This window comes from Streptomyces sp. NBC_00390, from assembly GCF_036057275.1.
Lineage (GTDB): Bacteria > Actinomycetota > Actinomycetes > Streptomycetales > Streptomycetaceae > Streptomyces.
Genome location: NZ_CP107945.1, coordinates 5,242,398 through 5,261,808, shown reverse-complemented (window position 1 = coordinate 5,261,808; position 19,411 = coordinate 5,242,398). Strand labels below are relative to the sequence as shown.

General features: G+C 69.8%; 16 protein-coding genes and 1 other RNA gene. 2 read left to right on the top strand and 15 right to left on the bottom strand.

All coding sequences use genetic code 11. The features are described 5' to 3' along the window. Positions 1–136 precede the first annotated feature (136 nt). From OHS70_RS23130 to OHS70_RS23105, 6 genes are all read right to left on the bottom strand, one after another. Entirely contained in the window at positions 137–1,282 is a 1,146-nt protein-coding gene (locus OHS70_RS23130) for a uroporphyrinogen-III synthase (RefSeq protein ID WP_328400047.1), read from the bottom strand. A 102-nt stretch (positions 1,283–1,384) separates the two neighbouring features. Then, on the bottom strand, positions 1,385–2,737 hold the full coding sequence (locus tag OHS70_RS23125) for a nitrate/nitrite transporter (protein WP_328400045.1): 1,353 nt from the start codon (positions 2,735–2,737) through the stop codon (positions 1,385–1,387). Between the two features lie 105 nt (positions 2,738–2,842). Continuing rightward, positions 2,843–4,057, bottom strand: a complete 1,215-nt coding sequence (locus OHS70_RS23120; RefSeq protein WP_328400043.1) for an acyltransferase family protein — start codon at positions 4,055–4,057, stop codon at positions 2,843–2,845. Beyond that, positions 4,054–6,246: a glycosyltransferase gene (locus OHS70_RS23115; protein ID WP_443062642.1), complete on the bottom strand. Its 2,193-nt coding sequence runs from the start codon at positions 6,244–6,246 to the stop codon at positions 4,054–4,056. The genes OHS70_RS23120 and OHS70_RS23115 overlap by 4 nt, the downstream gene beginning before the upstream one ends. Then, a complete protein-coding gene (locus OHS70_RS23110) occupies positions 6,247–6,918 on the bottom strand; it encodes a hypothetical protein (RefSeq protein WP_328400041.1) in 672 nt (223 codons plus the stop codon). A gap of 144 nt (positions 6,919–7,062) precedes the next feature. Beyond that, positions 7,063–8,028, bottom strand: a complete 966-nt coding sequence (locus tag OHS70_RS23105) for a LysR family transcriptional regulator (protein WP_328400039.1) — start codon at positions 8,026–8,028, stop codon at positions 7,063–7,065. 277 nt (positions 8,029–8,305) lie between these two features. Here OHS70_RS23105 and OHS70_RS23100 point away from each other — a divergent pair, with 277 nt between their 5' ends. Beyond that, complete coding sequence (locus tag OHS70_RS23100; RefSeq protein WP_328400037.1) at positions 8,306–9,517, top strand: MFS transporter; 1,212 nt, start codon at positions 8,306–8,308, stop codon at positions 9,515–9,517. A 26-nt stretch (positions 9,518–9,543) separates the two neighbouring features. On the opposite strand, the gene ssrA is transcribed toward OHS70_RS23100, so the two are convergent. The 5 genes from ssrA to ftsE form a co-directional block, all read right to left on the bottom strand. Beyond that, positions 9,544–9,938, bottom strand: a transfer-messenger RNA (tmRNA) gene (gene ssrA, locus OHS70_RS23095). 88 nt (positions 9,939–10,026) lie between these two features. Beyond that, positions 10,027–10,506: an SsrA-binding protein SmpB gene (gene smpB, locus OHS70_RS23090; RefSeq protein ID WP_328400035.1), complete on the bottom strand. Its 480-nt coding sequence runs from the start codon at positions 10,504–10,506 to the stop codon at positions 10,027–10,029. 34 nt (positions 10,507–10,540) lie between these two features. Next, the gene (locus tag OHS70_RS23085) at positions 10,541–11,698 is read right to left on the bottom strand and encodes a S41 family peptidase (RefSeq protein ID WP_328400033.1); all 1,158 of its coding nucleotides are present in this window, start codon (positions 11,696–11,698) and stop codon (positions 10,541–10,543) included. 67 nt (positions 11,699–11,765) lie between these two features. Next, a complete protein-coding gene (gene ftsX, locus OHS70_RS23080; RefSeq protein WP_328400031.1) occupies positions 11,766–12,683 on the bottom strand; it encodes a permease-like cell division protein FtsX in 918 nt (305 codons plus the stop codon). Positions 12,684–12,715: 32 nt separating this feature from the next. Beyond that, positions 12,716–13,405 (bottom strand): cell division ATP-binding protein FtsE, encoded by a 690-nt coding sequence (gene ftsE, locus OHS70_RS23075; protein ID WP_328400029.1) that lies wholly within the window; start codon positions 13,403–13,405, stop codon positions 12,716–12,718. A 248-nt stretch (positions 13,406–13,653) separates the two neighbouring features. Between ftsE and OHS70_RS23070 the strand changes: the two genes are divergently transcribed. Then, the gene (locus OHS70_RS23070; protein WP_328400027.1) at positions 13,654–13,848 is read left to right on the top strand and encodes a hypothetical protein; all 195 of its coding nucleotides are present in this window, start codon (positions 13,654–13,656) and stop codon (positions 13,846–13,848) included. A gap of 76 nt (positions 13,849–13,924) precedes the next feature. Here OHS70_RS23070 and OHS70_RS23065 read toward each other — a convergent pair whose 3' ends face one another. The 4 genes from OHS70_RS23065 to OHS70_RS23050 all read right to left on the bottom strand — a co-directional run bounded on the left by OHS70_RS23065 (position 13,925) and on the right by OHS70_RS23050 (position 19,086). Further along, a complete protein-coding gene (locus OHS70_RS23065; protein ID WP_328400025.1) occupies positions 13,925–14,593 on the bottom strand; it encodes a hypothetical protein in 669 nt (222 codons plus the stop codon). A 270-nt stretch (positions 14,594–14,863) separates the two neighbouring features. Continuing rightward, complete coding sequence (gene prfB / locus OHS70_RS23060; protein WP_328400023.1) at positions 14,864–15,970, bottom strand: peptide chain release factor 2; 1,107 nt, start codon at positions 15,968–15,970, stop codon at positions 14,864–14,866. 61 nt (positions 15,971–16,031) lie between these two features. After that, a complete protein-coding gene (locus OHS70_RS23055) occupies positions 16,032–17,306 on the bottom strand; it encodes a serine/threonine-protein kinase (protein ID WP_328400021.1) in 1,275 nt (424 codons plus the stop codon). Positions 17,307–17,445: 139 nt separating this feature from the next. Continuing rightward, positions 17,446–19,086 (bottom strand): serine/threonine-protein kinase, encoded by a 1,641-nt coding sequence (locus tag OHS70_RS23050; RefSeq protein ID WP_328400019.1) that lies wholly within the window; start codon positions 19,084–19,086, stop codon positions 17,446–17,448. Positions 19,087–19,411: the final 325 nt, after the last annotated feature.

Here is a 19,411-nt window from a genome sequence, read left to right as displayed (position 1 = left end):
CTCCTCAAGCCGCACCCTGTCTTTACCGGCCGTCCTGCCGGTCAACGACGGCTGGGCGGCGGGTGACGCCGGGCGTCATGTCCTCGTGGCCCCGCCCGCTGCGCTGCTGCGGGCGCTCCAGCGGTGAGGAAACCCCTCAGGCGTCCGCGTACTTGGTGTCGGCCGCCGGGTCGAGCGCCAGGCGGTACCCCCGCTTGACCACGGTCTGGATCAGCTTCGGCGCGCCGAGTGCCGTACGCAGCCGGGCCATCGCGGTCTCGACGGCGTGCTCGTCCCTGCCGGCGCCGGGCAGCGCGCGCAGCAGGTCGGGGCGGGAGACGACCCAGCCGGGCCGCTCGGACAGGGCACGCAGCAGGGCCATTCCGGCGGGCGGGACGGGTCGCAGCTCGTCGTCGATCAGGACGGCATGACCTCGGATCTCGACCCGGTGACCGGCGACCGGAAGCGTGCGGGCGCGGGCCGGCAGCTCCATGCCGATCAGCTGGACGAGCGGGCCGAGCCGGAATCGCTCCGGCTGGACGGTGTTGACCCCGGCCGCCTGGAGCGGCACGGCGGTGACCGGTCCCACGCAGGCCGCGAGCACATGGTGCCCGAGTGCGTCGAGCAGCAGCGGCAGCAGTCCGCGGCCTTCGGCGCGTGAGAGCAGCGAGACGGCGGCCGGGGCGCTGGTGAAGGTGATGGCGTCCAGGCTCCGGGACACGACCGCGTCCAGCATCCGGTCCAGCGGGGCGATGTCCTGCGGCGCCATCCAGCGGTAGACGGGTACGAGGACGACATCGGCGCCCCCGGCCCGCAGCGCCTCCACGAATCCGGGCAGCGGCTCGCCGTGCAGCTGGAGCGCGACACGCCGGCCGGCCACGCCCTGCCCGAGCAGCCGGTCCAGCACCTCGGCCATGGACTCCGATGCCGGGGACCACTCCTCGGTGAGCCCTGCGGCACGGATCGCCCCCTTCACCTTGGGGCCGCGGGCCAGCAGCTCCACACCGCGCAGCCGGCTCAGCAGCTCCTCGCCGAAGCCCCATCCGTCGGCGGCCTCGACCCAGCCGCGAAAGCCGATGGCGGTGGTGGCGACCACCACATCAGGGGCGTGGTCGATCAACTCCTTGGTCGCGGCGAGGAGTTCGGCGTCGTCGGCGAGCGGGACGATACGCAGTGCGGGCGCGTGCAGCACGGCCGCACCACGCCGCCGCAGCAGTGCGCCGAGCTCGTCGGCGCGACGGGCGGCGGTGACGCCGACGGTGAAGCCGGTGAGAGGGCCGTGCGGATGGCCGTGGTCGTGCATGTCGTCGTCCCCACGTGGATGTCAATGGGCGACCGAGCCTGTCAAAGGTGCGTGACAGGCCCGGATCGCTCATATTTCCCTGTCGTTACGTACTTCGCCCGGTCACACCCGGGCGAGCCCGAGCTGCGGCTCCGTCTCGGTCTCCGCCGTGCGGACGGGCACCACGACCGGCCGGCGAAGGTATACCGCCCAGGTCACGACCGTGCACACCGCGTAGAAGGCCAGGAAGGAGACGAAGGCGGCGGTGCCGGTGCCCGCCGTCAGGAAGGACTGGCGGAAGGCGAGGTTGATGCCGAGACCGCCGATCGCGCCGACGGCTCCGATCAGCCCCATCGAGGCGCCCGACAGCCGGCGGCCGTAGGCGTCGGCCTCGTCGCCGGTCATGCCCTTGGCGAGCGCCTTGTTCTGGAAGATGCCGGGGATCATCTTGTACGTGGAGCCGTTGCCGAGGCCGGTGAGCACGAACAGGGAGATGAAGCCGACGAGGAAGACCGGCAGGGACTTCTGGACCGAGGCGGCGATGACGACACTCGTCGCACCGGCCATGGCGATGAAGTTCCACAGGGTGATGCGGGCGCCGCCGAAGCGGTCGGCGAGCGATCCGCCGACGGGCCGGATCAGCGAGCCGAGCAGCGGGCCGATGAAGGTGAGCGAGGCGGCCTGCAGCGGGGTGCGGCCGAACTGGGTCTGCAGCACCAGACCGAAGGCGAAGCTGTAGCCGATGAACGAGCCGAAGGTGCCGATGTAGAGGAAGGACATGATCCACGTGTGGGCGTCCTTGACGGCCTCCTTGGCGGCACCGGTGTCGTTCTTGACCGGCGCGAGGTTGTCCATGAACAGGGCGGCGCACACGGCGGCGATCACGATCAGCGGGATGTAGATGGCCAGCACGAGCCGCGGCTGGGCGGCACCGGCGGTGCCGATGACCAGCAGGGACACCAGCTGGATGACCGGGACGCCGATGTTGCCGCCGCCCGCGTTGAGCCCGAGGGCCCAGCCCTTCTTGCGCAGCGGGAAGAAGGCGTTGATGTTCGTCATGGACGACGCGAAGTTTCCGCCGCCGACGCCGGCCAGGGCGGCCACCGCCAGGAACGTGTTGTACGAGGTGCCGGGCTCCATCACCGCGTACGCCGCGCCGGCCGGCAACAGCAGGAGCAGCGCGCTGAAGATGGTCCAGTTCCGGCCGCCGAACTTGGCGACGGCGAAGGTGTACGGGACCCGGATCACGGCGCCGACCAGCGTCGCGGTCGCGATCAGGAAGAACTTCCCGGCCGGGTCGATGCCGTACTCGGGTCCCATGAACAGGACCATCACGGAGAACAGGGTCCAGATCGAGAAGCCGATGTGCTCACTGAGCACGGAGAAGGCGAGATTGCGCCGGGCTATCCGCTCCCCCTTCTCGTTCCAGAAGGTCTCGTTCTCGGGGTCCCACTCTTCGATCCATCGGCCTGCCATGACGCGCCTCCACCTTTGTCCGGTCGTGGAAGCGACGATATGGACAGCTCGTTTCAACGCGGTGGCGGGAGGTGACCGGTACGAAACCTTGCTCTCACCCGGCGCTCAGCTCCGCTGTGAGCGCCTGCGTCCCCGGGAGGCCCCGTTCGGCCACAGCCGTGGACTGCGCTTGGCGGCCACGTCCTCCAGCCAGCCCACGGCGACGATCATCAGCCCTATCAGCGGCCAGACGACGATCAGCATCAGGATCGTGTAGATGCTCTCCAGGAAGCCCGAATACGTCGGCCAGACGCCCGGTATCCGCCAGAGCAGGTCGATGATCGGTATCGTCGCCATGATCAGCAGGTTGTGCCACAGGTAGATCGTCACAGCGCGGTTGTTGGCGAGGGTGACCAGCTTGTCGAAGCGCGCGAGCCGGCCGGGCAGCTGCTGCCAGGCCGGGGAGTACGTCAGCAGGATCACGCAGAAGCCGAACGACCAGGCCGCCTGGGCGAGCGGGATGTCGTTGAGGTCCCAGCCGTCGGCCGTCAGATGCCCCGACGCCCACCACAGACCGAACGCCATGATCAGCGCTGACACGGAGATCGAGACATAGCGGGGAATCGTGGCCAGCAGGCCTTGCTGGTGTGCGAAGCCCAGCACCCAGCAGGAGCCGTAGCAGGCGAAGTCGGTGATCGCGTTGCCGGTCTCGCCGGGGATCGTGAAGAGCCCGGAACCGACGATCGCGGTGAGGCCGAGCGGCGCGAGCAGCGTCATCCACGGCACCTTCTTGAACGCCCACAGCAGCAGCGGCGAGGCGATCACGAACCACAGATACGCGCGGATGTACCACAGCGGACCGACTGCCTGGACGGCCCAGGTGTCCTCCAGCAGCCCGGATTTGTCACCACTGTGCCAGGGGTAGGGCGGCGCACCGACCGGGACGACGTACCAGGCGAGCTTGATGAACCACCAGATGCCTTCTTCCTTCAACGGCTTCCAGCCGAAGTAGAAGATCACCGGCACGACGAGCGCCGCGAAGGCCCACGTCGGCGGCAGCAGGCGGCGGACACGCCCCCGGATGACACCCCACGCGGGTCGCGACAGCGAACGCGCCATCAGCGAGCCCGCCAGCGCGAACATCACGCCCATGGAAGGGAAGACGATCGTCAGCCAGGCCCAGCCGAATATGTGGTAGACGACGACCCGCACCAGCGCGATGGAGCGCAGCAGGTCGAGATAGCGGTCCCGCCCCGGGCGTCCGGCCGCGGTCCCCTCAGGCGCCGCGGGGTGCACCGCCGCCCCGGCCTCGCCGCCGCCGGCGATCGAATGCGTGGTCATGCGACAGGCCTCCGCTCGTCACCGCGCTGCCGCTGGCTCGGCACGCCGCCGGGCGCCTCCACCACACCCGTGCGGCGCAGCTTCTGCCAGCGCAGCCGGCCTCCGGTGAGCGCGGTGATCCAGGACTGCAGCAGCACCACGTACATGAGCTGCCGGTAGAGGAGCTGCTGAAGTGGCAGCGTGATCAGGTGTGTCATGCGTTCGCCGTCGAGCCGGAAGGCGTATGCGGCGCAGACGGCCTGGATGGCGAGAACGCCGAGCCAGGCAAGGATCGTGTTCCCCGTGGGGCCGAAGACCAGGCCGTACAGCAGGAAGACGTCGATCAGCGGAGCGAGCAGCGGGAAGAGCACCATGAACAGCGAGACCATCGGCAGTCCGACCCGGCCGAAGCGTCCCGAGGGACCGCGATCGAACAGAGCACCGCGGTGCTTCCAGATCGCCTGCATGGTGCCGTAGCTCCAGCGATAGCGCTGCGACCACAGCTGCTGGACGGACTCGGGGGCCTCGGTCCAGGCGCGGGCCCGCTCCGCGTACACCACCCGCCAGCCGTCGCGGTGGATGGCCATGGTGATGTCGGTGTCCTCGGCGAGGGTGTCCTCGCTCATGCCACCGACGCGCTCCAGCGCCTGGCGGCGGAAGGCGCCGACCGCACCGGGGATGGTGGGCATGCAGTTCAGTACGTCGTACATGCGGCGGTCGAGATTGAATCCCATGACGTACTCGATGTGCTGCCATGCGCCGATCAGGCTGTCCCGGTTGCCGACCTTGGCGTTGCCCGCGACCGCGCCCACACGCGGGTCGGCGAAGGGCTGGACGAGTTCGCCGACGGTGGCCGGCTCGAAGACGGTGTCGCCGTCCATCATGACGACGATGTCGTAGCGGGCGTGGCGGATGCCGTTGTTGAGCGCGGCGGGCTTACCGCCGTTGGGCTGCCGTACGACGCGGACATTGGGCAGCCACATCTCCTCGACGATGTCGGCGGTCCCGTCGGACGAGCCGTCGTCGATGACGATGACCTCGATGGGATGCTCGCTCGCCATCAGCGAGTTGACCGTGTTGGCGATGCATTCGCGCTCGTTGTACGCGGGGACCAGCACGGTCACCGGGCGGGTCACCGGGGGTCCCCAGCTGAAGTTCCTCTTGCGCACCTTGCGGGCGTGCGCGAAGGAGAGCACCAGCATCAGGCCGAAGCGGACGAAGACGAGCACACCGATCAGGGCGAGGCCGACGACCAGGATCTCCGTGGTGCTCTCGGAGACGGCGACGGCGGCGACGAACGCTTTGCCCTTCCACAGCTCGAATCCTTCGACCCGGGTGTGGGCGGTGGGTGCGCCGAGCGCCTCGGTCAGATTGGTGAAGGTGTAGCCGCGCTCCTTCATCTGGGGCAGGAGGCGGTCGAGGGCCGCGACGGTCTGCGAGCGGTCGCCGCCGGAGTCGTGCATCAGCACGATCGAGCCCTTGGTGCCCTTGGGGGTCGCGCGCTTGATGATCGCGTCGACGCCGGGACGCTTCCAGTCCTCGGAGTCGGTGTTGTTGAAGGCGGTGATGTAGCCGCGGCTGCCGATGTACTGGGTGACCGGCCAGGACTCGTTGTCCACGGCGTCGGAGAACGAGGAGTACGGCGGGCGGAACAGGGACGTGCGGATCCCCGCCGCGCCGGCGATCGCCAGCTGGTTCTGCGACAGCTCCCAGTCGATGCGGTCGGTGGACTGGTAGGAGAGATCGGGGTGGTTGAACGTGTGCAGCCCGACCTCGTGGCCCTCCCGGACCATCCGTTCCACCAGCTCGGGGTGGCGCGAGGTCATGGTGCCGGTGACGAAGAAGACGGCGTGTGCGTCGTACTCCTTCAGCTTGTCGAGGACCTTCGGCGTCCACTTCGGGTCCGGACCGTCGTCGAAGGTGAGCACGAGGCGGCGGTCGGGGACGCTCAGCGCCTTGGGCGCATCGAGGTCCCGGGCGTCGATGACCGGCCCGCCCTCCAGGATCTCCTGGGGAACCCGGTCGGAGGCGGCGGGCGGCCGTACCCGGTGGTCGGCCAGGATCTCGCTGTGCACGTAGCCGCGCAGCATCAGCATGGCGAGCAGCGCGACGAGGGTGAAGCACGGCAGCAGGTAGCGCATGGGCAGTCTGCGGCGCACGACGCGCCTGGGCTTCCGCCGGTGCGGAGCCCTGGAAGCGGGAGGGGTCATCTACGGTGCGCCTTCTTGCACGGGTGGATCGGTCGGGTCACCGCTCGGGGCATCGGACGGGGACGGGTCGGGCGCGCTGGACGCCGGGCCGGGGTCACTGCTGCCGGGGGCGGGCGAACTGGCGGCCGGGCGTGGCGGCTTGGGGCCGCCGGAGGGCTTGGCCGGCGCGGAGCCCGAGGCGCCGGGAACGGGCACCGCGGGCAGCGAACTGGAGCCGGACGCGCTGCCGGAGGGCTGCGGCAGGGCGGCACCGCTCGAGTCGCTGGGAGTGGGAGCACCGGGGGTGCTGCCGGGCGTGGCCACGCCGGACGCACGGTCGGTGGGGGCGGGCTGGATCTCGACCTGTTCGGCCTGCTTGTCCTCCGCCCGGCCGAGGCCGGGCAGGAAGGGGGCAGCGGAGTTGCCGCTCATCAGGGCGGCGACGAGCGTGATCGCGTAGCAGGCGCAGGCGGCGACCAGCAGCCAGCCGATGCGCCGGAACTTCTTGCTGCGGCGGCCGCTCTCGTCGACGAAGACCGGACCGTCGGAGCCGTCCTGCACGGCCCCGGGCGCGGGCTGCCGGCTGTTCGGCGCAAGACCGGGTCCACTCAGCTGAACAGTGACCTCGTGCCGCTCATGTGTGACACCGGTACCGGCGTCTTCTTGCCATTTCTCCACGGACTGCTCGCACATCCCCCCATAGGCCCGGTCTGGGTACGCCCCACGACGGACCGGTCCTGCACACCGGGCCCCCACCCAGTCTCCACAGAACCTCTACCTCATTCACTCACCCGGGTGATGAATGTAGCGCACCCCGGTGGGCCGTGAGCCGCTGTCTCACTCCTTGTCACACATCAGGGACATATCACGTTCCGGCAACCATCCGGCCGGATCCCTTTTCAGCCAGCGTTCATGTGCTGCGAGTTCGACGGCGGCACGGCGCAGGGCGTCCAGCCCAGGGTGCCGCAGCCCCTTGCGCCACACCAGGGAGACCGGCGACAGCGGCACCGGGTCGACGAGCGGCCGGAGCTCGATGCCGGGTATCTCCGGAAAGTCCACCACCGCGAGGACGGGGGTGGGGTCCTTGGCCATCACACGCTGGAACTCCTCGATTCCGATGGCCAGGGGGGCGGGTGGTGCGATCGTGATCCCACGCCCGGCGAAGAGCAGCCTTGCCAGCTCGGTCCACTCCACCGTCCGCGGATTGCCTGCCCCCGCATATACGGTCGCGCCCGCGAGCGCGTTCAACGGGACGCGCTCCAGTCCGGTGAGCGGATGGCCGGCGGGCAGCAGGACGGCCATCGGCTCGAGCCGTACGGGCTGCTGGGACAGGAACGCCTGCACCGAGGGCTCGAGACCGGCGAACCGTCCGAAGGACACGTCGAGCCGGCCGGCCACGATCTCGGCCGCGGCGAAGGTCAGTCCGCTCTCGAACCGGGCCATCAGCTCGCACTCGGGAGCGAGTTCACGGGCCCTTGCCAGCACCCGCCCCGACGTCATGCCCGCGGTGTTGAGGTCGACCAGCAGCGGCCGAGCGGCTCCGGATGCGGCGGCGAACAGCTCGTCCTGGGCCGTGAGCACCCGCCGCGCGTACGGCAGCAGCCGCTCACCGTCGGCGGTGAGGGTCACCTGCCGGGTCGTCCGCACGAACAGCTCGACGCCGAGCTCCCGCTCGAGGCGCCGGATGTCACGGCTGAGGGCCTGCTGGGCGACGTAGAGACGGGCGGCGGCCCGGGTGAAGTGCAGCTCGTCGGCGACAGCGGTGAAGGATCGGAGCAGCCTGGGGTCGAGGTCGTGGGGCACGGGGCATTCAACAACACAGGTGCGTGAATGGCCACCGATCGGGTGTTGGACGAGCGCTCGGCCGGGCGGTGAGGCTTGGTCCATGCCGCATTCGCCCGGGTCCGAGGGGACCCGCCAGACAGCCCTGCCCACCGACGCCCCCGCGGCACCCCGACCCGGTTCACGCCTCGAAAGCACCGACCACAGCAGGAAGGCAGGGACTGCGCCGGAAACGGGAGCAGCTGGTGCACCCGGCGCCGTACCGCCCGCGCCAGGGGCCGAGCGGCCGAGCGCCGGGATGCCCAGCGGCAACTCGGGCCGCAGGCCCGCCACTCGGGTCCGCCGCGACACGGCGCTCGGGCCCTACCGGCGGTTGTTCGCCGCGCCGGGGGCACGGGCCTTCACCCTCGGCAATCTCATCGCCCGGCTTCCCATGGGGATGTTCAGCGTCAGCGCCGTGATCATGATCGCCGGGTCCCGTGGGTCGTACGCCCTCGCAGGAGCGGTCACCGCGACCGGGCTCGGTGCCACCGCGCTGGTCGCGCCGTGGACCGCGCGGCTCGTCGACCGGTACGGGCAGGCGCGCGTCGCCGTGCCCGCCACCGCCCTCGCCGTCCTCGGCTCCCTCGCACTGCTGCTGTGCATACGTGTCGGCGCACCCGACTGGACCCTGTTCGCCGCCTACGCCGCGACCGCCACCACCCCCAACAGCGGCGGTATGTCCCGGGCCCGCTGGGCTCATCTCCACCAGGGCGACCCGGCCGCCCTGCACACCGCGAACTCCTTCGAGCAGGCCGCCGACGAGCTGTGCTTCATGCTCGGCCCGGTGCTCGCCGCGTTCCTGTGCTCGGTGCTCTTCCCGGAGGCCGGCACTCTGACCGGCGCGATCCTGCTGCTCACGGGTGTGCTGATCTTCGCCGCCCAGCGCTCGACCGAGCCGCCCGTCGCACCCCGAGCCGTCACCGGCTCGCCACTTCGCGCCCCGGGCATGCCGGCCCTGCTCATCGTCTTCCTGGCCACCGGCGCGGTCTTCGGATCGATGGAGGTCGTCACGATCGCCTTCGCCGACGGACCGGCGGCGGGCGCGGTACTCGCCCTCCAGGCGGCCGGTTCGTGCGCCGCCGGACTGGTCTACGGCCGGACCCGCCGCGCGGCCGGTCTCGTCACCTGCCTCGCCGCGATGACCGCCCTGATGTCGCTGCCCCTGCTGGCCGCCGCCGGCACCGGCTCGCTCGCCGCCGTCGCGGTGGGCCTGCTGCTCGCCGGCATGGCGACGGCTCCGACGATGGTGACCGGGATGACCCTGGTCCAGCGCCGGACCCCGCCGAGTCAGCTGAACGAGGGCATGACCCTGGCCGTCACCGCACTGCTCGGCGGGATCGCGACGGGCTCGGCGACAGGCGGCTGGACGGTCGAGCATGTGAGCCCCGCCGCCGGCTACGCGGTTCCGGTCTGCGCCGCCGCCCTCGCGCTGGTACTGGCAGGGACGACAAAGGCCCGGCTGTCGTGACAGCCGGGCCCAGGTCCACATGGGATGAGTGGAGATGGCGGGAATCGAACCCGCGTCCAACGGTGCAGAAACAGGGCTTCTCCGTGTGCAGTCCGCTGCGCTTTTCTCAGCCCCGGAGATCACGCGGACAAGTCTCCGACGGGCTCAGTCACTGTTTGATTTCCCTCCGGACCCCGTGACCGGGTTTAGAGGTTTAGTTCCCTAGTTGACGCCAGGAACCGGGTCGGGAACAGCCCCGGGCTGACGCTCCATGAGTGAAGGTTCGTCTCTACTGCTTATCAGGCAGCGAGGGCGAAGGCTTCGGAGTTATCGCGCTTGGAATTGGCGATTATTGGTTGCGACATATGGTTAACGAGATCATTGCCGCTTCCTCGACACGCTTCCCCTGCTTCGACATCCGCTGTCGAAACCGATCATCCCCATGTTGAGTTTTCAAGCCGTGCCCCCCGGGAGGGGCGGGTGCCATCGTACGTGAACAAGGCACGCGGATGCCACCGTATTCCCAGGCGTCAGGCCCGCTGCTTCCGCCGGACCGCCGACATCGCCCGGTCCGCCTCGCGCCGGTCCTGCTTCTCGCGCAGCGTCTGGCGCTTGTCGTACTCCTTCTTGCCCTTCGCCAGGGCGATCTCGACCTTTGCCCGGCCGTCCTTGAAGTACAGGGCCAGGGGCACGATCGTGTGACCCGTCTCCTGGGACTTCGACTCGAGCTTGTCGATCTCCTCGCGGTGCAGCAGCAGCTTCCGCTTGCGGCGCGCGCTGTGGTTGGTCCACGTGCCCTGGCTGTACTCCGGCACGTGCACGTTGTGCAGCCACGCCTCGTGGCCATCGATCTGGACGAACCCGTCCGCCAGTGAGGCCCGCCCCTGGCGCAGGGACTTCACCTCGGTACCCATCAGCACGAGACCGCACTCGTAAGTGTCGATGATGTGGTAGTCGTGCCGCGCCTTCTTGTTCTGCGCGATCAGCTTGCGCCCTGTTTCCTTTGCCATAGTGCCGTCATTTTCGCACTGTGGCGCAACTTCTTTAAGACGTGCCCCCGAGGCCGCTCAATACCGTCTGTGCCCGCTGTTCGGCGCCTTCGCTCGCGACCAGGTCGGGTGTGATGCCCCGGCCGTCGACGCTGTGACCCGCCGGAGTGCGGTAGTGACCCACGGTCAGTTCCGCGACCGACCCGTCGGGCAGCGGGCTGGGCATCTGGACCGAGCCCTTGCCGAACGTGCGCGAGCCGACGGTGACGGCCCTGCCCCGGTCCTTGAGGGCCCCGGTGACCAGTTCGGCCGCGCTCATGGTCCCCGCGTCGACGAGGGCGACGACGGGTCTGTCGGTGTCACCGCCGGGGTCCGCGTACAGCGCCTGCTGCTCGCCGCGTACGTCATAGGTGGCGACCAGTCCGCCGTCCAGGAACGCGGAGGCGGCGATGACGGCCTCCGAGACCAGCCCTCCGGGGTTGCCCCGCAGGTCGAGCAGGACGCCGGCGCCGGACGGGGCCCCGCGCACCGCGTCGCGTACCCGGGCACCCGAGCCCTTGGTGAACGAGGCGACCTTGATCATGACCGCTCCGTCCCTGAGCCGCCGGACCGTGACGGTCTCGGTGCTCAGCCGGGTGCGGGTAAGCCGCTCGGTCCACTCGCGCCCGTCGCGTTCCAGACCCAGCTCCACGGTGGTGCGCTCGCCCCCGCGCAGCAGTGCCACGACCTCGGTCACGGGGCGCCTGGCCACATCACGGCCGTCGATCGTACGGAGCCGGTCCCCTACACGGATCCCGGCCCGGTCGGCCGGGCCGCCGGGCTGGACCTTGGCCACCTCCACCAGGCCGCCGCCGGCGCGTCTGGCCCCGAGGCCGACACCGGTGTACTGACCGTCGAGGGCCTTCTCGAATTCTTCGTACTCGCCCTTGTCGTACACCGCGCTCCAGCGGTCACCGCTGCGGCTGACGACCTCCTCGGCGGCTTCCGACGGCGACTTGCCGTCGGCCATCGCCTCGGCGGCTGCGCGCTCCACGTCCTCGCTGGCGACGGTCGCGCCTGCGGCGCGGGCGTCGATGCGGCGGTGCGACTCACCGTCGTCGCGCGGCAGACAGTCGGTCGCCGCCGCTGTGGCGAGCACGGTCGCGAAGACCAACGTCAGGACCGCCCCGCGGCGAATGCCGCGGGACCCGGTACTGAACTCGGGGTCCGGCATGGCGCCGAGTCTAGGACAAGCAAAGGGCGCCGTACGGTCGTTGGCCGTACGGCGCCCAGGGCGCTTGTCACACCTTGAGATACTTGCGCAATGCGATGAATGCGGCCACAGCGGGCATCAGAAGCCCGATCGCCAGCACCAGAGGCAACTTGGTGATCACGGCGTCCCAGCCGATGAAGTTGACCAACTGCATCTTCTCGGAAAGCGCCAGACCGCCGTCGATCAGGAAGTACCGGCCGAGCAACAGCATCACGCAGGCGACCGCGCCGCCCAGCAGCCCCGCGAAGGCGGCCTCCATGATGAACGGCATCTGGATGTAGAAGCTGGACGCGCCGACCAGCCGCATGATGCCGGTCTCACGCCGACGGCTGAACGCCGAGACACGCACGGTGTTGACGATCAGCATCAGCGCAATGATCAGCATCAGGGCCATCACGAAGATCGCGGCGACGTTCATGCCGTTCATGAGCTCGAAGAGGTTCTCCAGGATGTTGCGCTGATCCTGGACCGACTGGACGCCGTCCCGCCCGGCGAAGGCGGTCGCCACCACCTTGTACTTCTCCGGGTCGTCGAGCTTGACCCGGTACGACTCCTGCATCTGGTCCGGGGTGATGGTGGAGGCGATCGGAGTGTCGCCGTACTGCTCCCGGTAGTGCTTGTAGGCCTGTTCGGCCGACTCGTGATGGACCGTGTCGACGATGTCCATCTTCTTGAGATCGGCTTCGATCTGTTCCTTCTGCTCCGTGGTGACGGCCCCCTTGGCGCACTGGGGGGAGGTCGCCGCGTCGTTCTTGTTGCACAGGAAGATCGAGACGTTGACCTTGTCGTACCAGAAGTCCTTCATCGTGCTGACCTGCTCACGCATGAGCAGCGCACCGCCGAACAGGGCGAGCGAGAGGGCTACGGAGACGATCACCGCGAAGGTCATCGTGAGATTGCGACGGAGACCGACACCGATCTCCGACATCACGAACTGGGCGCGCATGGCGTGCTGTCAGCCTTTCAGTCTGTCCGGGCTCAGTGCTGGTAGCCGTAGACGCCGCGGGCCTGGTCGCGGACGAGACGGCCCTTCTCGAGCTCGATGACGCGCTTGCGCATCTGGTCGACGATGTTCTGGTCGTGGGTCGCCATGATCACGGTCGTACCGGTGCGGTTGATCCGGTCGAGCAGCTTCATGATGCCGACGGACGTCTGGGGGTCGAGGTTTCCGGTCGGCTCGTCGGCGATCAGCAGCATGGGGCGGTTGACGAAGGCCCGTGCGATCGCGACGCGCTGCTGCTCACCACCGGAGAGCTCACCGGGCATCCGGTCCTCCTTGCCGCCGAGACCGACGAGGTCGAGGACCTGGGGCACCGCCTTGCGGATCTCGCCGCGCGGCTTGCCGATGACCTCCTGGGCGAAGGCCACATTCTCGGCGACGGTCTTGTTGGGCAGCAGGCGGAAGTCCTGGAAGACCGTGCCCAACTGGCGGCGCATGTGCGGCACCTTCCAGTTGGACAGCCTGGCCAGGTCCTTGCCGAGGACATGGACCATGCCCTGGCTGGCGCGCTCCTCGCGCAGCACCAGACGCAGGAAGGTCGACTTGCCGGAACCGGACGAGCCCACGAGGAAGACGAACTCGCCCTTCTCGATGTCGAGGGAGACGTCACGCAGGGCAGGTCGGTTCTGCCTGGGATAGGTCTTGGAGACGTTGTCGAATCGGATCACGGGTGCACCACGGTCGGCCGGGAGTAGGTGTGCGTGACCTTACGCGAACCCGGCTCGCGCGTGCAGGCGGCGTCCTGTGTTGAACGATTTGTCCGTTTCGGAAACGGGGGTAATCCGACGGGGCGCGCCGAAAAGCGCGCGAGCTGGCACAGTGGTAGGGGAACAGTCGCGTTTCCCCGGGCGTTGCCGGGGGAGAAATGCGCCTACGGTCCGCGCCTGCGGCTCCGGCGCGCGGGAGAGGAGAGCGCATGACCTATGACCGATTGGTATGCGCCAACTGCGCGGCACCCGTCGCCGAAGGCCGCTGCCCGGTCTGCCGGGCGAATCGTGAGCGGCTGCAGCAGGAGGGTCCGTTCGGCGGGCTGAGCCCCGTGGCGCTGTTGACCCTGCTGGTGCTGCTGATAGCGGCCCTGGCCCTGGTGGCAGCGCACCAGACCGCGTAGCACGTGCACCCCACGAGAGTGCGGCAAGGGCCCGGAGTGCTTGGCACTCCGGGCCCTTTGTTACGCAATGTGATGATCAGGCGACGGTGCGCCCACCGCCGACGAGACGCGGCAGCATACGGAAGCCGATGCCACCGGCGATCATCGTCGCGGCGCCGATGAGCAGGAACGTGGTCTCGGCGGCGCCGGTCTCAGCCAGCTCCTCCTTGGCCTCACCCTGCTCGACCGGCTGGGAGCCGGCGTTGTCGGTGTCGGTGTTGTCGGCGCACTCGGCGCCGTCGGCGTCGACGGTGCAGCCGGCGCCGCCGTCGGCGTCGTTGTCGTTACCGCCGCCGTTGCCGTTACCGCCGCCGTTGCCGTTACCGCCGCCGTTGCCGTTGCCCGGCTTATCGGTGGGCTTCGGGTCCGGGTCCTCGGTGGGGTCCGGGTCCTCGGTGGGGTCCTCGGTCGGAGGCTCCTCCGTGGGAAGCGGCGGCTCTTCGGTCGGCGTCGGCGGCTCCTCCGTGGGCAGCGGCGGCTCGACCGTCGGCGTCGGGATCTCCGTCGGGATCTCCGTCGGGTCCTCGTTGATACCGAGGCCGATGTCGATGCCCTTGTCGTTGGCGTTCGCCTTGGCCTCGAGCGGGCCCACGTTGACCCCGATGCCCACGGCACTCGCGGCACCCGCGGCGGTCAGCGACGCGCCTGCGGCGATCACTGCGCCGGCGGCTATTCGCGCGACACGGACCCGCGTCTTCTTTGTCATCTGGCTGCTACCCCCAGTAGCTGATCTCGTCATTGGAGCAGCGTCCGGAGCAGCGGTCCCAGAGGTCCAATCACCGCGCCTCTGTACACACGCGCCCCAGCAATACGCATGCCGGGCGCCAGCTTTCCGGGTTGACGGATAAGCGTCAAGCTCGTTGCGTCTGCGATGTCCGATATGGCGCCAGTTGCCTGACCTGCGGGGATGCAACTGTGACAGAAAAGGGAACTGCCGCCCTACAGGCGGCAGTTCCCTTGTCGACAAGGCGACCCGTTACTTCTCCTGCTGCTTGCGCCAGCGAATCCCGGCTTCCAGGAAGCCGTCGATCTCGCCGTCAAGTACCGCCTGGGGGTTACCCACTTCGAACTCCGTACGCAGGTCCTTGACCATCTGGTACGGGTGCAGGACGTACGAACGCATCTGGTTGCCCCAGGAGTTGCCGCCGTCGCCCTTGAGGGCGTCCATCTTGGCCTGCTCCTCCTGACGGCGGCGCTCGAGCAGCTTCGCCTGCAGGACGTTCATCGCGCTCGCCTTGTTCTGGATCTGGGAGCGCTCGTTCTGGCAGGAGACGACGATGCCGGTCGGGATGTGCGTGATGCGCACCGCGGAGTCGGTGGTGTTGACGCCCTGGCCGCCAGGGCCGGAGGCGCGGTACACGTCGACGCGCAGCTCGGTCTCGTCGATCTCGACGTGGTCGGACTGCTCGACGACCGGGAGCACCTCGACGCCGGCGAAGGACGTCTGGCGGCGGCCCTGGTTGTCGAAGGGCGAGATACGCACCAGACGGTGCGTGCCCTGCTCGACGGAGAGGGTGCCGTAGGCGTAAGGGGCCTTGACGACGAAGGTGGTCGACTTGATGCCGGCCTCTTCCGCGTACGAGGTCTCGTAGATCTCGCTGCCGTAGTTGTGCCGCTCGGCCCAGCGCAGATACATGCGCTGCAGCTGCTCGGCGAAGTCGGCCGCGTCGACGCCGCCGGCCTCGGCACGGATGTTGACCAGCGCCTCGCGCTCGTCGTACTCGCCGGAAAGAAGCGTGCGGACTTCCATCTCGTCCAGCGCCTTCTTCACCGACACGAGCTCGGCCTCGGCCTCGGCGCGGGTGTCCAGGTCGTCCTCGGCCTCGGCGAGCTCGAAGAGCACTTCGAGGTCGTCGATACGGCCGCGCAGCGCCTCCGCCTTGCGGACCTCGGCCTGCAGGTGCGAAAGCTTACTGGTGATCTTCTGCGCCGCCTCCGGGTCGTCCCACAGGGACGGTGCCGCGGCCTGCTCCTCGAGCACGGCAATGTCTGCCCTCAGCCTCTCGAGGTCCAGGACGGCCTCGATCGACCCCATGGTCGAGGAGAGGGACTTCAGCTCTTCGGATACATCGACGACTGCCACGGGTCCAGCGTAACGGCTGAGTGGGGAAGACCGTGCTGGTCCTGTTCCGGCGACCGTACGGCTACGGTTCGGAAGGAGCCGACTGCTTGGAGTCACGGGGCGGCGTCTCGGTGTCGTCGCCGCCCGTGGCCAGCCAGCCGCCCACGCCGACCACCGCCGCCACCGCCACCGCCGCGACACCCAGCGTGATGCGGCGCTTGCGCAGAGCATCCGCGCGGTGGCGGGCCGAGCCGGGGCGGCGCTGGCCGGGGGTGCGGGGCGCGCGGGCCGTGCCGTGGGCGCCGCCCGCGAGCTCGTCCGGGGCCGGGACGCGCATGGAGGTGTGGGTGTCCCGGTTGGAGTCCGCCGGGGCCGAGCCGGGGACCAGCGGGACCACACCGCGGCGGCGCGGCCCGCCGCCGGGAGCGGCCGGGGCGATGTCCTCGTACGGCTCGGCCGGCTCCTCGGCGTCGGGCTCGTCGACGTCCAGCGGCGGCATGCCCGCGAGCAGCGGCAGCACGTCGTGCAGCCGCGCCGCCAGCTCCGAGGCGCGCAGCCGGGACGCGGGGGCCTTCGCCAGGCACTGGACGATCAGCTGCCACAGCTCGTCGGGGATGCCCGGCAGCGGGACGACGGTCTCGGTCACATGGCGGCGCAGCACCGCGCCCGGGTGGCCGCCACCGAAGGGCGTGAAGCCGGCCAGGAGTTCGTACAGGACCGTGGCCAGCGCATAGATGTCGACGGCCGCACGCGGCGGCAGGCCTTCGACGATCTCGGGCGCGATGTAGTCGGGCGTGCCGATGATCCCCGAAGGGCTGGGCGCCCCGCCCGAGGCGGGGCGCAGCGCCTTGGTGCGGCGCGGGGTGTCGATCAGCTTGGCGACGCCGAAGTCGGTGAGCAGCGCGGGGTGTGACCCGGCGGGTCCGAGCGGGCCCTCCATGTCCAGCAGGATGTTCTCCGGCTTGACGTCCCGGTGGACGACCCCGGCCGCATGGGCGGCCGCGAGACCGTCGGCGACATCCCCGATGATCGCGACGGCTGCCTCGGGGGCGAGCCGGCGCTCGCGGTCGAGACGGGTGCGCAGGTCGGTGCCGCGTACGAGATCCATGACCAGGGCCAGGTCGTTGCCGTCGACGACGAGGTCGCGGACGCCGACGACACGGGGGTGGTCGAGCCCGAGCAGGGCGGTGCGCTCCTGGACGAAGCGCCCGACGAGCTCCTGGTCGGATGCCAGGTCCTCGCGCAACAGCTTGATGGCGACAGGCCCTTCGGGCCCCTCACCGAGCCACACCGTGCCGGCGCTGCCCCGCCCCAGGATCTGATGAGCCGTGTAACGGCTGCCGATGTTCCGTGCCAAGACTGCTCCCTCAGGCTGGCGTTGCCCCCCATAACGTACGCGGGCATCGGGGAGCTGTGTGCCCCGGATGGCGCCAACCTTCACTTCTGCAGGGTGATTCACCCTGCAGAAGTCGACAAATCAACAGAGTTACTCCGGGTTACGGCTTGCTGTTGCCGATTTCGTCAGCGGTCTTCTCGGCCTCACCGAGCTTGGAGAGCCAATCGGAGACCTTCTCGATGCCGTCACCGATCGCCTGCCAGTAGCTCTTGCCCTCGGCGATCCAGCCCTGGAGCGGGGTCAGCTCCCAGATGAGCCAGCCCGCGACGAAGAACAGCACCACCATGACCAGACAGCCCTTGAGGCAGCCCAGACCGGGGATACGCACCGGGTTGGCGCTGCGCTGACGGGGCTGGCGCGGCGCCGGCTGCTGGGGCGGCGGCTGCGGGGGCGCGTACTGCTGTTGCTGCGGCGGCGCGTACGCCTGGGGCTGCGGGCGCTGCGGCTGCTGGTACCGGGGCTGCGGCGCCGGAGCGGGCGCGTACGGCTGCGGCTGGGGACGCTGCGGAGGCCGCTGCTGCGGGCGCTGCGCCTGGCGCTGCGGGCGACGGCGCAGCGGGTCCTGGTTCGGGTCCAGGTACTGCACCTGCGTCTGCTCGTTGCGGTCGCGCGCCGCCTGCAGCTGCGACTGCCAGGGGTGCGGGTCCTCGGGGCGCGGCTGACCGGGCGGTACGGGCGGCATCATCGCGGTCGGGTCGGCACCGCCCCCGGGCCGGCCGGTCTGCGGCAGCACGCTGGTCGCGGCGGCCGGGTCGTACGCGCCCGCGTTGCTGGGCAGGACCTGAGTGGGATCCGCGGCGCCGGGGGCCTGGGGGACGGCGGCCGGCGAGGGGTCGGGGGCGAGCAGGGCGGCGACCCCGAGAGCCGCCTCGACCTGCGCGCTGGAGGAGTGCACGCCGATGCCCGCCGCGACCGTGCGCAGGCCACGGGCGAGGTTCTCGGCGCTGGGCCGCTCGGAGGGCTCCTTGCGCAGACAGCGCTCTATGACCGTCCAGAGCGGCTCGGGGACGGTGGTGGGCCTGCGGGGCTCCTCGCTCAGGTGCCGGTGCAGCACTTCGAGCGCCGTGCCGCCCGCGAACGGGGGCCGCCCGGTGACGAGCTCGTACAGCAGGATGCCCGCGCCGTAGATGTCCACCGCGGAGGTCTGCGGGCGGCCCTCGGCGGACTCGGGCGCGACATACGCCGGGGTGCCGACGAACTCGTGCGTCCGGGTCAGGCCCGGGGAGTCCGCGAGGCGGGCGATGCCGAAGTCGGTCAGCATCGGGTGCATCTGACCGTCGGCGTCCGTCTTGAGCAGGACGTTCGCGGGCTTCAGATCGCGGTGGACCACGCCGTCGGCGTGGCTGGCGGCGAGCGCGTCCGCGATCTGCGCGGTCATCAGCGAGGCGGCGACCGGGGTGAGCGGACCGTTGTCCCGCAGATAGTGGTGAAGATCGGGGCCGTCGACCAGGTCCATGACGAGTGCGAGGAGATCGCCCTCGACCACGAGGTCGCGCGTGCGCACGATGTTCGGGTGGGTGAGGCGGAGCAGGACGGAGCGCTCCCGCAGGAAGCGCATGACCACATCCGCGTCGTTCGCGAGCTCCTCCTTGAGGACCTTGATCGCGACGGTCTCGCCGGGCTGGCCCGCCACGGCCGCCTCGGCGCCCGCGGTCTGGTTCTGGCGGGCACGCCAGACGGTGCCCGTGGCGCCGCGCCCGAGCGGCTCCTCGAGCAGGTACTTGCTGCCTACCGGCCGCACGTGCGCTCCCTGCTGATCGTGATCCTCGTTCCGCACACGGGCGTGCCAGGGGTTCCTGTGCCCGCGCGCGGTGTGTCCGACCCACTTTAGTGCCGGAGTTCGGAACACTGGCGGATCGTCGTACTGATCGTCGTCTGCCGCCCTTGCGGTCGCTTTTCTTCCGGTCCTGTTCGAAAGACAGACGCGGGCATCGTACGGATGGTTGCCGTGCGGCCGTGCAGCGAACGTCACCTCGACGTCCAGGACCTTCCGGATCAGACCCCGATCAGGCACTTTTGCGCCCAGAGCCGACCACTCAAGATCACTAACGGATGACGGTCGGGCG